11 protein-coding genes and 5 tRNA genes are annotated in these 14,824 nt (G+C 68.9%); 5 read left to right on the forward strand and 11 right to left on the reverse strand.

Features of this window, described 5'->3' with window-relative positions; translation table 11 throughout:
- Positions 1-162: 162 nt before the first annotated feature.
- From ppx to ACFONC_RS13565, 5 genes are all read right to left on the reverse strand, one after another.
- Positions 163-1,701, reverse strand: coding sequence for an exopolyphosphatase (ppx, locus tag ACFONC_RS13545; protein WP_386744931.1), 1,539 nt, complete (start codon positions 1,699-1,701; stop codon positions 163-165).
- Positions 1,698-3,794 carry a polyphosphate kinase 1 gene (gene ppk1 / locus ACFONC_RS13550; protein ID WP_386744933.1) on the reverse strand — a complete coding sequence of 699 codons (2,097 nt, stop codon included), beginning with the start codon at positions 3,792-3,794 and terminating at the stop codon, positions 1,698-1,700. The genes ppx and ppk1 overlap by 4 nt, the downstream gene beginning before the upstream one ends.
- Positions 3,791-5,128, reverse strand: a complete 1,338-nt coding sequence (gene phoR, locus ACFONC_RS13555; RefSeq protein WP_386745166.1) for a phosphate regulon sensor histidine kinase PhoR — start codon at positions 5,126-5,128, stop codon at positions 3,791-3,793. Before phoR ends, ppk1 begins: the two co-directional genes overlap by 4 nt.
- A 189-nt stretch (positions 5,129-5,317) precedes the next feature.
- Entirely contained in the window at positions 5,318-6,007 is a 690-nt protein-coding gene (gene phoB / locus ACFONC_RS13560; RefSeq protein WP_386744935.1) for a phosphate regulon transcriptional regulator PhoB, read from the reverse strand.
- Between the two features lie 78 nt (positions 6,008-6,085).
- Entirely contained in the window at positions 6,086-7,663 is a 1,578-nt protein-coding gene (locus tag ACFONC_RS13565; RefSeq protein WP_386744937.1) for a M48 family metalloprotease, read from the reverse strand.
- Between the two features lie 216 nt (positions 7,664-7,879).
- Here ACFONC_RS13565 and grxC point away from each other — a divergent pair, with 216 nt between their 5' ends.
- The 3 genes from grxC to ACFONC_RS13580 all read left to right on the forward strand — a co-directional run bounded on the left by grxC (position 7,880) and on the right by ACFONC_RS13580 (position 10,752).
- Positions 7,880-8,158: a glutaredoxin 3 gene (gene grxC, locus ACFONC_RS13570; protein ID WP_386744939.1), complete on the forward strand. Its 279-nt coding sequence runs from the start codon at positions 7,880-7,882 to the stop codon at positions 8,156-8,158.
- A 112-nt stretch (positions 8,159-8,270) separates the two neighbouring features.
- Positions 8,271-9,284 (forward strand): isocitrate dehydrogenase, encoded by a 1,014-nt coding sequence (locus ACFONC_RS13575; protein WP_386744940.1) that lies wholly within the window; start codon positions 8,271-8,273, stop codon positions 9,282-9,284.
- A gap of 139 nt (positions 9,285-9,423) precedes the next feature.
- Positions 9,424-10,752: a Na+/H+ antiporter NhaC family protein gene (locus tag ACFONC_RS13580; protein ID WP_386744942.1), complete on the forward strand. Its 1,329-nt coding sequence runs from the start codon at positions 9,424-9,426 to the stop codon at positions 10,750-10,752.
- 169 nt (positions 10,753-10,921) lie between these two features.
- Here the strand turns inward: ACFONC_RS13580 and ACFONC_RS13585 are convergent, their stop codons facing one another.
- From ACFONC_RS13585 to ACFONC_RS13610, 6 genes are all read right to left on the reverse strand, one after another.
- Positions 10,922-11,677 (reverse strand): Bax inhibitor-1/YccA family protein, encoded by a 756-nt coding sequence (locus ACFONC_RS13585; protein WP_386744943.1) that lies wholly within the window; start codon positions 11,675-11,677, stop codon positions 10,922-10,924.
- A 116-nt stretch (positions 11,678-11,793) separates the two neighbouring features.
- Positions 11,794-11,878 (reverse strand) — tRNA-Leu (locus ACFONC_RS13590).
- Between the two features lie 59 nt (positions 11,879-11,937).
- Positions 11,938-12,013: transfer RNA gene (locus ACFONC_RS13595), tRNA-Lys, on the reverse strand.
- Positions 12,014-12,127: 114 nt separating this feature from the next.
- A tRNA-His gene (locus ACFONC_RS13600) sits at positions 12,128-12,204 on the reverse strand.
- Positions 12,205-12,311: 107 nt separating this feature from the next.
- Positions 12,312-12,388, reverse strand: a tRNA-Arg gene (locus ACFONC_RS13605).
- A 40-nt stretch (positions 12,389-12,428) separates the two neighbouring features.
- Positions 12,429-12,505, reverse strand: a tRNA-Pro gene (locus tag ACFONC_RS13610).
- Between the two features lie 247 nt (positions 12,506-12,752).
- Between ACFONC_RS13610 and tig the strand changes: the two genes are divergently transcribed.
- Both tig and clpP read left to right on the forward strand, forming a co-directional pair.
- On the forward strand, positions 12,753-14,069 hold the full coding sequence (gene tig, locus ACFONC_RS13615; RefSeq protein WP_386744944.1) for a trigger factor: 1,317 nt from the start codon (positions 12,753-12,755) through the stop codon (positions 14,067-14,069).
- Positions 14,070-14,137: 68 nt separating this feature from the next.
- Positions 14,138-14,764 carry an ATP-dependent Clp endopeptidase proteolytic subunit ClpP gene (clpP, locus tag ACFONC_RS13620; RefSeq protein ID WP_386744945.1) on the forward strand — a complete coding sequence of 209 codons (627 nt, stop codon included), beginning with the start codon at positions 14,138-14,140 and terminating at the stop codon, positions 14,762-14,764.
- Positions 14,765-14,824: the final 60 nt, after the last annotated feature.

The raw sequence follows: 14,824 nt of genomic DNA on the forward strand, positions 1-14,824 counted from the left end.
GCTTGAGGACCCGACGTCAGGATGAGCCGATTTGCGCAGGTCGGGCCTACGAGCCCGACGGCTTTTGATCTTCGGTTCGGGGCGTCCCGCTTGCTCCGGAGCTCGCATACGGGCCCGGAAACGTTCCGCTTCCGCAGGAGCGACGATCAGAAGGCGGCAGGCCTAGACCTGCTCGAACGCCAGCCTGATGCCCAGCGGCGCCAGCAGCGAAGGTTCGCCGGCGAGGTCGGCGCGCAGCAGCGCGCGCGGTTCGAGCCACCGGCGCGCCAGCGCGATCGCCAGCGAGCGGCCTTCGGCCGCGGCGTCGAGCCGCGGGATTTCGCGCGCGTCGTAGCCGCGGTGCAGCAGTACCGCAATGCGCAGCAGCGCCGCGCTGCGCTGCGCCGAAGCCAGCAGGCGGTCGGGCAGCGCGTCGAACGCGTTGCCGGGGATCTTGCGCCGATGGGTTCGCACCAGCGCGGCCAGGTACTGCTGCTCCTGGCGCGAGAAACCGGCGATGTCGGAGTTTTCCAGCACGTAGGCGCCGTGCACGTGGTACTGGCTGTGCGCGATCACCAGCCCCACCTCGTGCAGGCGCGCGGCCCAGCCGAGCATGAGCCGTTCGTCCGGGCCCAGCTGCCAGGCCGTGGCGACCTGGTCGAACAGGTGCAGCGCAGTGCGCTCCACGCGCAGCGCCTGGTCGACATCGATGCCGTAACGCTGCATCAATGCCGCCACCGACGCGTCGCGCGGGTCCTCGTCGCGGCTCCTGCCGACCATGTCGTGCAGCACGCCCTCGCGCAGCGCGGCCTTGCTCACCGCCATGCGCTCGAGTCCGAGCGCGGCGAACGCCGCTTCCAGCACCAGCACGCCGCCAGCGATGATCGGGCGGCGCTCGTCCGACAGGCCGGGCAGGTCGATGGCCTCGATGCGGCCGGCACGCAGCAGCTGTTCGCGCACCTGCGGCAGCGCCTGCGCGGTGACCGCGCCCTTGGTCAGGCCCATCTTCGCGCAGATCTCGCCGATCGCCTTGTTGGTGCCCGACGACCCCAGCGCCTCCTGCCAGCCCAGCGCACGGTAGGTGGCCGCGAACTGCTGGAACTCCGCCGTGACTTCCACCAGGGCCTCGTTCCACTTCTTCCGCGTCAGCTTGCCGTTGCCGAAGAAGCGACGGGTGCTGGCGACGCAGCCCACCTGCAGGCTTTCGCGCTCGATCGCGTCGAAGCCCGAGCCGATGATGCATTCGGTCGAGCCGCCGCCGATGTCGATCACCAGCCGCAGGTTGCCCTTCTTCGGCGGCTGCGCGTGGGCCACGCCCAGGTAGACCAGGCGTGCCTCCTCGCGGCCGGCGATGATCTCGATGCCGTGGCCGAGCGCGGTCTCCGCGGGGACCAGGAACGCCTGCGGTGCGGACAGCGCGCGCACGGTGTTGGTCGCCACCGCACGCACGCGCTGCGGCGGGATGTCGCGGATGCGCTGGCCGAACCGCGCCAGGCATTCGAACGCGCGCTGGCGCACTTCAAGCGTCAGCCCGCCCTTGCCATCGAGGCCTTCGGCCAGGCGCACGGTCTCGCGCAGGCGGTCGACGGTACGCAGCTGCCCCAGGGTGTAGCGCGCGACGACCATGTGGAAGCTGTTCGAGCCCAGGTCGATGGCCGCGAGCATGTCGCCGTCCTTCAGCGGCGCCGCGGTGCTGGGGGCGAAGGCCGGGATCGAACTCATGCGCAGATCTTCGCCAGCAGCGCCGCCTGCGCCGAATGCGGTGTTTCGTCGTCGCCGGGTTCGATCTTCAGGTAGCTGCCGTCGGGTTGCAGTTCCCAGGCGTTGAGGTTGTCGGCCAAGTAGTTGTCGAGCGCTTCCTCGCGGATGCGCGTGGCGATCGCGGGATCGAGGATCGGGAAGCCGGTTTCCACGCGCCGCAGCAGGTTGCGCTCCAGCCAGTCGGCACTGGTGCAGAACAGTTCCGGGTCGTCGTCGTTGCCGAACCAGTACACGCGGCTGTGCTCCAGGAACCGGCCGACGATCGAGCGCACTCGGATGTTTTCCGAGACGCCGGGCACGCCCGGGCGCAGGGTGCAGGCGCCGCGGACGATCAGGTCGATCTGCACGCCGGCTTGCGACGCGGCGTACAGCGCGCGCACCACCTGTGGTTCGTTGAGGGCGTTCATCTTGGCGATGATCCGCCCCGGACGGCCAGCGCGCGCGTGTGCCGCCTCGCGCTCGATCCGGGCCAGCACCCCGGCGTGCAGGGTGAACGGCGATTGCAGCAGGCGTTCGAGCCGGATCGCCGGGGCCAGCCCGGACAATTGCTGGAAGATCAGGTGCACGTCGCTGCCGATCGCGGGATCGGCGGTGACCAGGCCAAGGTCGGTGTACGCGCGGGCGGTGCCGGTGTGGTAGTTGCCCGTGCCCAGGTGCACGTAACGGCGCAGCTTGCGGCCCTCGCGGCGTACCACCAGCAGCATCTTGGCGTGGGTCTTGTAGCCGACCACGCCATAGACCACCTGCACGCCGGCCTCCTGCAGGCGGTCGGCGAAATCGAGGTTGGCTTCCTCGTCGAAGCGCGCGCGCAGCTCAACTACCGCGGTGACGTCCTTGCCGTTGCGCGCAGCCTGCACCAGGTGTTCGATGATCGCCGAGTCCTTGGCGGTGCGATACAGGGTCTGCTTGATCGCCAGCACGTTCGGGTCGTCGGCGGCCTGGCGGATGAGCTCCAGCACCGGCGTGAACGCGTCGAACGGGTGGTGCAACAGCACGTCGCCGGCGGCCACGCGCTCGAAGATCGCATCGACGTCGGGCAGCTGCCGCGGCACGAACGGCGGATACTTCAGGTCCGGGCGGTCGACCTGGTCGTAGATCTGGATGATGCGGTTGAGGTTGACCGCGCCGTGGATGCGGTACACCGCGTTGGCCGGCAGTTCGAAGTTCTCCAGCAGCGTGCGCACGATCGGCTTCGGGCAGTTGGCTGCGATCTCCAGCCGCATCGCGCGCAGGTAGCCGCGGCCAACCAGTTCGTCGCGCAGCGCCAGCGCGAGGTTCTCGACTTCCTCCTCGTCGACGATCAGCTCCGAGTTGCGGGTGACGCGGAACTGGTACGCGCCCTTGACCTGCATCCCCGGGAACATCTCCGCGACGAATTCCGAGAGCACCGAGGACAGGAACACGAAGTCGTATTCGCCGCCGGACACTTTCTTCGGCAGCTGGATGATGCGTGGCAGCGAGCGCGGCGCGCGCACGACCGCCAGGTGGCCGCTGCGGCCGAACGCGTCCTTGCCCTTGAGCACGACGATGATGTTGAGCGACTTGTTGAGGATCTTCGGGAACGGATGCGCCGGGTCCAGGCCCAGCGGCGACAGCACCGGCATGATCTCTTCGCGGAAGTAGCTGCGCAGCCAGCGCGTCTGGCGCGCGTTCCACGATTCGCGGCCGAGGACGCGTACGCCCGCGTCGAACAGGGCCGGGCGCAGTTCAGCGCTCCAGCAGCGGTACTGCGCGTCGACCAGTTCGGCGGCGCGGTCGTGGATGCGGCGCAACAGCGTGGCCGGCGACATTCCGTCCGCGGCGACCGGCACCGCGAAGTCCTGCGCGTGGCGCACGGTGGCGGCGCGGATCTCGAAGAACTCGTCGAGGTTGGTGCACGAGATGCACAGGAAGCGCAGGCGCTCGAGCAGCGGCACCGACTCGTCGCGGGCCTGGGCGAGCACGCGGAAGTTGAAGTCCAGCTGCGACAGCTCGCGGTTGAAGTACAGCGACGGGTCGAGCAGCGCGTCGTCGACGTGCGCTTCCGGCATGGCGGGAACGGGCGGCGGGGTCATGGGCCGGCCACCGGAAGCCGGGCGACGTCGCGCTCGCGTGCATGCACGCGCTCGGGGCCGAAGTGGCAGCTGAAGGTGCTGCCCTGGCCGACTTCGCTCTCGATCTCCAGCCGTGCCTGGTGCAGCTGCAGGATGTGCTTGACGATCGACAGGCCCAGGCCGGTACCGCCGGACTCGCGCGAACGGCTGGTGGACACGCGGTAGAAGCGCTCGGTGATGCGCGGCAGGTGCGCGGCGGGGATGCCGTAGCCGCTGTCGCGGACCGAGAGGACGGCGCCGCCATCGGCGCTGCGCGCAAGGGCGATCGAGATGCTGCCGCCGGCCGGCGTGTAGCGCACCGCGTTGGCCACGAGGTTGGAGAACGCGCTGTGCAGCTCGCGGGTCGAGCCGATCAGGTCGATGTCCGCGCCGTCGTCGACGGTGATCGCGTGGCGGCGCTGGCTCAGCGCCTCGGCCTCGCGCCGCAGTGTGACCATCATCGAGCCCATCGAGACGTCCTCGTCGACCAGGCTGTCCTGCGCCTCGAGGCGCGACAGGGTCAGCAGGTCCTCGACCAACTGGGTCATGCGCTGCGACTGGCGGCGCATTTCCTCGAGGATGGGCGCCCACTCGGGCTGTTCCTCCGGGTCGAGCATGTCCAGGTAGCCGTGGACCACGGTCAGCGGCGTGCGCAGTTCGTGCGAAACGTTGGCGACGAAGTCGCGGCGCATCTGTTCGAGCCGCATCACCTTGGTCACGTCGCGCGCGACCAGCAGCCACAGTTCGTCGGAGTACGGGATCAGGCGCAGGCTCAGGCGCACCCCGGCGCTGGCCGGCGAGGGTACGTCGAGCATCGGCTCGGCGCGGCGCCCGCTGGCCAGCCAGCGCGCGACCGGCAGCGGCTGCAGGCGTTCGCCCAGCGATGCGTCGATGTCGTCGGGATAGTGCAGGCCGAGCAGGCGGGTCGCCGCGTCGTTGAACCAGCGCACGCGCTGGCTGTTGCGTTCGAGCACGACCACCGCGTCCGGCAGCGCGGCGGCGGCGGCGCTGTAGGCGCGCAGCATCTCCACCAGGCGGCGCTTGCGGCCGCGCATTTCCTCCTGGGTGCGGTGGAGCAGGCGGTCGAGTTCGTTCCACACGCCGTTGCCGCCGGATGGCTCGACCCGCTGCCGCGCGGTCAGCCGCAGCAGCACGCCGCGCAGGCGCCAGTAGTGCCAGGCCACGATGCCCAGCGCGGCGACGGCGAGCAACTGCCACGGATAGCCGACCAGCACGCCGGCCAGCAGCGCCAGGGCCAGCACGATGGCGAGCTGGCCGAGCGTCCTGGTCCAGGCGGTGCGCGCGTGAAGGGGCATCTGCGGGCCGGTGGTCGTGGCGAAGGGTTCGATGTCGGCGGGATCGGATTGCACGAAGATAGTAGCGGGTCGCGCCCCGGCTTCAGGGAAACGCGCGTGGATGCGCGCCACGGCGGCGGCGGTGGATGGGGTCGTTCCCGGCCGGCTGCGTCCGTGGCGCCGGCCGTTCCGGGGCGCAACCCCGGCGCGTCACAGCGAAGCGGAGAACCGGTAGCCCGAGCCGCGCACCGTCTGCACCATGCCGTCGAGCCCGGACGGCTCCAGGGTCTTGCGCAGGCGGCGGATGTGCACGTCGACGGTGCGCTCCTCGACGTAGACGTTGCCGCCCCAGACGTGGTCGAGCAGCTGGGTGCGCGTGTAGACGCGCTCGGGGTGGGTCATGAAAAAGTGCAGCAGGCGGTATTCGGTGGGGCCGATCTGCACCGGTTCGTCGTTGGCGAACACGCGGTGGGCGGTGCCGTCGATGCGCAGCGCGCCGACGTTGACGCTGCCGTCCTCGTCGTCCTCGCGCGAACGCCGCATCACCGCACGGATACGCGCCAGCAGCTCGCGCGAGGAGAACGGCTTGACCACGTAGTCGTCGACCCCGGCCTCCAGGCCGCCGACGCGGTCGTTCTCCTCGCCGCGCGCGGTGAGCATGATGATCGGGATCTCGCGGGTGAGTTCCTCGCGGCGCCAGCGCCGGGCCAGCTCGATGCCGCTGGTGCCCGGCAGCATCCAGTCGAGCAGGATCAGGTCGGGGACGCGATTGGCGATCGACTCCTGTGCCTCGCGTGCATCACCGGCATGGGCCGGCTCGTATTCACCCTTGCGCAGGGCGAAGGCGACCATCTCGCGGATGGCCGGTTCGTCGTCGACGATCAGGATGCGCTTGTGCATGGCGTGCCGCGTGTTCCATTCCGATGGTTTTCCGATGCGGCCAGTAGACTACGTTTTTGTGACAGGTGCGTGACAGCATCATCGGCGGTCGAGATCCGGGTCGCGGATGCCCTGGCGGCGCAGTTCCAGCACCACCGGCGTGATCGTGGCGATGCGCGCCTCGATGCGGGCGCGGGCGTAATAGTCCAGGTCGCTGCGCTTTTTCAGGTTGTTGAGCTGGACCAGGGCCCGCTCCGGGCGGCCGTTGAGGTAGGCGGCCTCGGCCCAGGCCTCGCCGGCGCGGATCGGGTCGCCGGCGATCTCGTTGATCCGCGCGAACGTGGCCTGGAACAGCGGATCGTCACCGGCCCTGGCCAGCAGCGGCCGCAGCACGTCCTGCGCGCGCTTGCCGGCGGCGGCGCTGTTGCGCTCGGCCAGCACGCGGGCGTAGGTGAGGGCGACGGCGCGATTGCGCGGCATCCGCGCGACCAGGTCTTCGAAGATCGCATCGGCGGCCGCGATGTTGCCGGCGCGGGCCTGCGCCTGTGCCGTCGCCAGCAGCAGCCAGAGGTCGCCGGGATATTTTTCCAGCAGCGGAGCCAGCTCCCTTGCCGCGTCGGCGCCGTGTCCGGCGAGCAGGTGGGCGTAGGCCAGGCCGTAGCGCTGCGCGTCGCTGAGCTTGCCTGTCCGCTGCATGCGCCCGTATTCGCCGATCGCTTCCGTGGGCGTGTTGGCGCTGAGCACGCGCAGGTGCTCGCGCACCCAGCCGAACTGGACGGCATCGCTGCCTGCGGGCGCGGTGCTGATCTTGATCGATGACGGCAGCAGCGGGTTGTCGATGGCGGTGAAGGTCGGGGTGAACCCGGCGTCCCGGTCCTCCATCTTGGCCGCGCGCGCCTTGGCTTCGGCGATGCGGGTGGTGGTGACCGGGTGGCTGCGCAGGTAGTCGGGCGTGCGCTCCTTGGCGCCGCCCTGGTTGCTGCGCTCCAGCGCCTGCATGCGCTCGAACATCTGCGCCATCGCCTCCGGGTCGTAGCCGCTGCGCGCCATGGTGCGGATGCCGATGCGGTCGGCCTCGGATTCGTTGCTGCGGGTGTAATTGATCTGGCGCTGCGCGGCGATGCCCTGGGCGCTGGCCATGGCCGCCATCGCCGCGTCGCCGGACGAGCTGCTGCCGGACTGCGCGATCGCGATCGCGCCGAGCATCGCCAGCAGGATCGGCACGCTGTCGCGCTGCGCGCGCTCGACGCTGCGCAGCACGTGCGACTGGGTGACGTGGGCGATTTCGTGGCCGAGCACGCCGGCGACCTCGTCCTCGGTGTCGGCCGCCAGCACGAGCCCCGCGTTGACGCCGACGTAGCCGCCCACGGTGGCGAAGGCGTTGACCTGGCGGTCGGCCATCATGAAGAAGGTGAAATCCTGCTTCGGGTCGTCGCTGGCGGCCGCCAGGCGGTTGCCGACCCCGCGCAGCCAGCTGTCCACCAGCGGATCCTCGAGGATGTAGTCGTAGTTGCGCAGCTGGCTGAGCATCATCTCGCCGTAGACGCGCTGGTCGGCCGGGCTGAGCACGGTGCCGGCGGACGAGCCGATGTCCGGCAGGCGGGCGCCTTCCTGCGCGGGCGCGCACACGCTGGCGACGACAAGCATCAGGGCAACGACGGCGGGAAGTGGGCGCATGGCGTCTCTTGTCGGGACGAGGTGTCGGTGGAGCGGGGCAGGGACAGCCTGCAGGATGGCGAGTGCCGCGTCGAATCGCGTGAATCCGCGGTTAACCCGGCGCAGGCCATCATTCAGGCGATTACTCAGCGTTCCATGCGTGGACGTTGATGGCCCGGATCCGGGCCGCATCCTTGATTCGACCATGTTCCGCCTGCCAAGTTTCAGGAGCCTGCCTTGAACGCCCCCTCCACCCCGCAGATCACCCTCTACACCAGCGCCGTCTGCGGCTACTGCGTTGCCGCCAAGAATTTCCTCAAGAGCCGCGGACTGGCATGGAACGAGGTGCGGATCGACACCGATCCTGCCGAGCGGGAGAAGATGGTGGCGCTGGCCAGGCGCACCAGCGTGCCGCAGATCTTCATCGGCGACACCCACGTCGGCGGCTACGACGACATGATGGCGCTGCACCGGGCGGGCAAGTTCGAGCCGCTGCTGTCCGGTGAGTCCGGCTAGGGTGGGGCCGCGCACCGGCAGGCCCGCGCCGCATCCGGCATAATAAGCGGCTGTTTTCCGCTTCCGACGCCCGGCATTCCCCGCCCGGCGTCCTTCTGCACGGACCCCACATATGCCCCACACGATTACCGTCATCCGCGGCGATGGCATCGGCCCGGAAATCATGGACGCCACCCTGCACGTGCTCGACGCCATGGGCCTCGGGCTGGTGTATGAAGAGGCCGACGCCGGCATGGCCGCGCTCGACAAGCACGGCGAACTGCTGCCGCAGGCGTCGATGGATTCGATCCGCAAGAACAAGGTCGCGCTCAAGAGCCCGCTGACCACGCCGGTCGGCGGCGGCTTTTCGTCGATCAACGTCGAGCTGCGCAAGCGCTTCGACCTGTACGCCAACGTGCGCCCGGCGATCTCGTTCCCCAACACCAGGTCCCGCTTCCCCACCGGCGTCGACCTGATCACCGTGCGCGAGAACACGGAAGGCGCCTACAGCGCCGAAGGCCAGGAAGTCTCGGCCGACGGCGACACCGCCACCTCGATCACCCGTACCACCCGCAAGGGCTCCGAGCGCATCGTCCGCTACGCCTTCGACCTGGCGCGCCGCACCGGCCGCAAGAAGGTCACGATCGTGCACAAGGCCAACATCCTCAAGTCGACCTCGGGCCTGTTCCTGAAGGTCGCGCGCGAGGTGGCTGCGCAGTACCCGGAGATCGAGTGCAACGAGCTGATCGTCGACAACACCTGCATGCAGCTGGTGATGCGGCCGGAGCAGTTCGACGTGATCGTCACCACCAACCTGTTCGGCGACATCATCTCCGACCTGTGCGCCGGCCTGGTCGGCGGCCTCGGCCTGGCGCCGGGCGCGAACATCGGCGAGGACGTGGCGATCTTCGAGGCCGTGCATGGCTCGGCCCCGGACATCGCCGGCAAGGGCATCGCCAACCCCTGCGCGCTGCTGCTGGGCGCGGCGCAGATGCTTGACCATCTGGGCATGCCGGAAAAGGCGACGAAGCTGCGCGAGGCCATCGTCGCCACGCTCGAAGCCAAGGACTCGCTGACCCCGGACCTGGGCGGCACCGGCGACACGATGTCGTTCGCCAAGGCGATCGCAACGCGCGCTGCCGCCTGATCCAGGCGGACAATCGGTGATCCCCGCGGGGCGCTTCGGCGCCCCGTTCCGTTTCCGGAACGCCGGAATTCCGTAGGCGGGCATCGACAGGGCCGGGGGCAGGGCGCAGAATCCGGAATCCTTTTATCCGGATAAAGCGATGCAGGTCCGCCCCAGCGCCATCGCACTGACCCCGCTGTTGCTGTTCCTGGCGCTGTTCTTCGGCGCCGGGATCTGGTTCACCCTGCAGGGCGAACCCATGGGCTTCTACCAGCTGCGCGCGCCGGTGGCGATCCTGCCGGCGCTGGCGCTGGCCGCGTGGCTGGCGCATCGGCGCGGCCTGAAGGCGCTCGACGAACTGCTGGCCGGCATGGGCGACAGCAACGTGGTGCTGATGTGCCTGATCTTCCTGCTCGCCGGCGCGTTCGCGATGGTGTCGAAGGCGATCGGGGCGGTGGACGCCGTGGTCGCGCTGGGGCTGGGCACGCTGCCGCCGGCGCTGATCCTGCCGGGACTGTTCCTGGTCGCCGGCTTCGTGTCGCTGTCGATCGGCACCTCGATGGGCACGGTCGCGGCCGTGGTGCCGATCGCGCTCGGCGTCGCCGACGCGGCCGGGCTGGACCGCGCGCTGGTGGTGGGTGCGGTGATCGGCGGCGCGATGTTCGGCGACAACCTGTCGGTGATTTCCGACACCACCATCGCCGCCACCCGCACCCAGGGCTGCGAGATGCGCGACAAGTTCCGCGAGAACTTCAGGATCGCCTTGCCCGCAGCGCTCGCCACGGCGGTGCTGCTGGGGTTCCTGGGCGACGCGGCGCCGGTGGAGGCACCGGACGCGGCGTCGAAGTGGCTGGTGGTGCCGTACCTGGCGGTGCTGGTGCTGGCGCTGAGCGGGCTGAACGTGGTCGTGGTGCTCGGCATCGGCATCGTGCTGGCCGGCGCGTTCGGCTTCGTGTTCTCGCCCGGCTACGATTGGCAGGCGTTCGCCGGCGACATCTACGGCGGCTACGAGAGCATGGTCGAGATCACCCTGCTGTCGCTGCTGATCGGCGGCCTTGCCGCGCTGGCCAGGGCCAGTGGCGGCCTGCAGTGGCTGGCCGAAGCGATCGCCCGCTTCGCGCGCGGCCACACGGGCCGGCGCGCGGGCGAGTTCAGCATCGCGGCGCTGGCCGCGCTGGGGGATTTCTTCACCGCCAACAACACCGTGGCGATCCTCGTCGGCGGCGGGCTGGCCAAGGACATCGCGGTGCGCCACGGCATTTCCCCGAAGCGCTCGGCGAGCCTGCTCGACATCTTCGCCTGCGTGGTCCAGGGCGTGCTGCCGTACGGCGCGCAGATCCTGCTGGCCGGCTCGCTGGCCGCGGTGTCGCCGCTGGCGCTCGCCGGCAAGGTCTACTACTGCTGGATCCTGGCGGTGGTCGCGATCGGCTTCATGCTGTGGCCGGCGCGGCGGGCCCAGCAGGAGGCAGTCCTGCGCGACGCCGCCTGAGCCCTCGTGGGAGCGGCTTCAGCCGCGAGCTTTTCGTTGGTTCGCCACGTCAGCCAAAAGCTCGCGGCTGAAGCCGCTCCCACAGGATCCGGGTTGGCGCACTCCCCGCAAACGCGCCGAAACGAAGAAAGGCGCCGAAGCGCCTTCCTTCATCCCACCGCTGGCTGGATCAGCGCGACTGCACCTTCGAAAGCAGCCGCAGGAACTCGATGTACAGCCACACCAGCGTGATCATCAGGCCGAACGCGCCGTACCACTCCATGTACTTCGGCGCGCCGCGCTCGACGCCGGTCTCGATGAAGTCGAAGTCCAGCACCAGGTTCAGCGCCGCGATCGCCACCACGAACAGGCTGAAGCCGATGCCGACGATGCCGTTGCCGTGGATCATCGGGATCTCGACCCCGAAGAAGCCCAGCACGATCGTCGCCAGGTACACCAGCGCGATGCCGCCGGTGGCCGCGACCACGCCCATCTTGAAGTTCTCGGTCGCCTTGATCAGGCCCGAGCGGTAGGCCATCAGCAGCGCGAACAGGGTGCCGAAGGTCAGCAGCACGGCCTGGAAGGCGATGCCGGGATACCTGGCTTCGAAGACCGCCGAGATGCCGCCGAGGAAGAGGCCTTCCACCAGCGCGTACATGGGCGCGGTGACCGGCGCCCATTCCTTCTTGAAGATCGTGACCATCGCCAGGATGAAGCCGCCGATCAGGCCGCCCCACACGTACAGGCCGCCGGTCATGCCGTCGGGGGTGACTTCGACCTTGCTCCAGGCGAAGGCGGCAGTCATCACCGCCAATACCAGCAGGATGGCGGTCTTGCCGACCGTGCCGTTCAGGGTCATCGCGCCGCCGGCGGCGCGCGAGACGACGGTGCCGCTGCCGAGGTCGAGGAAGGTGGAATCCTTCAGAGCCGGGTTGCCGCTACGCATGGGGTGTGTCCTCGCGAGGATGTGTCTGTCCAGGGCCAGATATGAGGATACAGGGCAAACGGTTTCAAGGCCGCTGCAAGGTGAACGACTGCGCGTCGCCGGACCGGCCCGTTGGGTGGTGCGAAAGGGGGGACTCGAACCCCCACGCCTTGCGGCACCGGCACCTAAAGCCGGGGCGTCTACCAATTCCGCCACTTTCGCGATGTCCGGGCCGGCGCCCGGCGAAAAAAAAGCGCCCGGGAGACCGGGCGCTTCGAGTTTGGTGGGCCGTCAAGGATTCGAACCTTGGACCTATTGATTAAGAGTCAACTGCTCTACCAACTGAGCTAACGGCCCCGAACGACGAATAATAGCGCAGCCTTGCGCCGCGCGACAACGGTTTTTTGCCGCCCGCGGCATGCGCGGTAGGCGTGCAGTCATCGATGCGTCCTGGCATCGGGCTGCGGAAGATGGGGTGGCTGAGGGGACTCGAACCCCCGACATCTGGAATCACAATCCAGGACTCTAACCAACTGAGCTACAGCCACCATTTGAAGCGTTCCGGAAGACCCGTTCCGTGGGCTTTCCGTCGGCACCCTGGTTGCGGATGCCTGTGTTCCCGCGCCGCGGCCAAAGCCGGCCGGACCCGGTGACGTGGCGCGCCCGGCAGGACTCGAACCTGCAACCACCGGCTTAGAAGGCCGGTGCTCTATCCGGTTGAGCTACGGGCGCCTGGGCGCATGATAGCGGGCCGGACAGGGTCGTCGGCGGATGGTCGGGGTAGAGGGATTCGAACCCCCGACATCCTGCTCCCAAAGCAGGCGCGCTACCAGACTGCGCTATACCCCGGTGCCGCACGGTTGGTTCGGGTTCCCCGGCCTGTGCCACGCCCGCGGAAGGCCGGCCATTGTCCGGAGCGGGCGATGTGCTGTCAACGCGAATGCGCCGATCCCGGCTGGCGGCCGGGCCCGGAATCGGCGAAACTAGACCGTTCCGCCGTCCGGGTGGGCTACCGGCTGCATTGCGCCGCGCGCGCCGCCCGGTACCGGTTTCCATCATCAACCCCGCGAAGGCCTCGCGGGCTGCAGGAGTGGGTATGCCAGCTGTAGATACACGTGCGTCGGTTGAATCCCTGGGCAACCTCGGTCGCCGCATGACGTTCCGCCTGCCGGCGGAGCGCCTCGAGGACCAGGTCGGCGGGCGCCTGCGCGAGATCGCGCGCACCGCCCGCATCAAGGGCTTCCGCCCCGGCAAGGTGCCGGCCAAGGTCATCGAGCAGCGCTTCGGCAAGCAGGTGCGCGACGAGATCCTGGGCGGCCTGCTGCGCGAGGGCTTCGACGAGGCCGTGCGCGACAACGAACTGCGCCTGGCCGGCAGCCCGCGCATTGAGCCCAGCGAGGATGGCGGCGACAAGGAACTGGCCTACGTGGCCACGTTCGAAGTGGTGCCCGACTTCGGCGAGATCGACGTGTCGAAGCTCAGCGTCACCCGCCACACGGCCGAGGTGACCGAGGCCGACATCGACCGCATGATCGAGAACCTGCGCATGCAGCGCCGCAGCTGGACCGCGGTGACGCGCCCGGCGCAGGCTGAGGATGCGGTGGACGTGGAAACCTGGTCTCAGGTCGGCGACGAGCGCCTGCCGGCCGAGGGCGCCGAGCGCGGCGTGACCGTGATCGGCACCGGCGGCATGTACCCCGAAATCGAAAATGCACTGGTCGGCATGAAGAAGGGCGACGAGAAGACCGTCGACGTCACCTTCCCGGCCGACTGGCGCGTGCCGCAGCTGGCCGGCAAGTCGGCGCAGGTGCACGTGAAGGTCGAGCAGGTGTCCGAGCAGGTGCTGCCCGAAGCGGACGCGGCGTTCATCCGCAGCTTCGGCGTCAAGAGCGGTGAGCTGGAGCAGTTCCGCACCGACATCCGCAGCAACCTGGAGCGCGAGCTCAAGGGCGCGCTGATGAACCGCCTGCGCCGCGCCGTCGGCGAGGAGCTGGTCGCGGCCTACAAGGACGTGGAAATGCCGCCGAAGCTGGTCGAGAACGAAGCCCGTTCGATGCTCCAGCAGGCCGTCGAGCAGGCCCGTCGCCAGGGCCAGAAGGCCGAAATCCCCGAGAACGGGCACGAAGGCTTCATGGACGCCGCGCGCAAGCGCGTGCTGGTCGGCCTGGTGGTGGGCGAAGTGGCCCGCAACAACGAACTGCGCCTGGACCCCAAGCGCCTGAACGAGACGCTGCAGCTGATCGCTTCCACCTACGAGGAGCCCGACCAGGTCGTTGAGTTGTACCGCAACGACCCCCAACTGATGTCGGGCCTGCAGAACCGCGTGATGGAGGAGCAGGTGATCGACTGGATCGCCGAGCGTGCCAGGCACACCGAGCAGGTCATGTCCTTCCAGGAAGCGATCGGGAGTTGATGCGAGTCCCTCGCAAGAGCCCGCACGGCCATGTGCGGACTTTCCAAGAACAGCCAGGTAGGTAAACAGTGCACAAGCCGGAAACCGCGTTGAACCTCGTCCCCATGGTGGTCGAACAGACCAGCCGTGGCGAACGCGCCTACGACATCTACTCGCGCCTGCTCAAGGAACGCGTGATCTTCCTCGTCGGCGCGATCGACGACCACATGGCCAACGTGATCGTGGCGCAGATGCTGTTCCTCGAGGCGGAGAACCCCGAGAAGGACATCAGCCTGTACATCAACTCGCCCGGCGGCGTGGTCACGGCCGGCATGTCGATCTACGACACCATGCAGTTCATCAAGCCCGACGTGAGCACGATCTGCATCGGCCAGGCGGCGAGCATGGGCGCGCTGCTGCTGGCGGCGGGCGCCAAGGGCAAGCGCTACGCGCTGCCCAACTCGCGGGTGATGATCCACCAGCCGTCCGGCGGCTCACAGGGCCAGGCGACCGACATCGAGATCCAGGCGCGCGAGATCCTGACCCTGCGCCAGCGGCTCAACGAGATCCTGGCCCGCCACACCGGCCAGTCGTTCGAGACCATCGCCAACGACACCGAGCGCGACAACTTCAAGAGCGCCGAAGCCGCCCGCGAGTACGGGCTCGTCGACGAGGTCCTGGAGCGTCGTCCCGACGAGTCCATCCAGCCGTCGTAACTGGCTGATTTCATTGATGCATCCGGCGTTCCGCCCCCGCGCTTGCGGGAGCGGGCGCTA

It is taken from the genome of Luteimonas soli, assembly GCF_042648865.1.
Classification (GTDB): Bacteria; Pseudomonadota; Gammaproteobacteria; order Xanthomonadales; family Xanthomonadaceae; genus Luteimonas; species Luteimonas soli.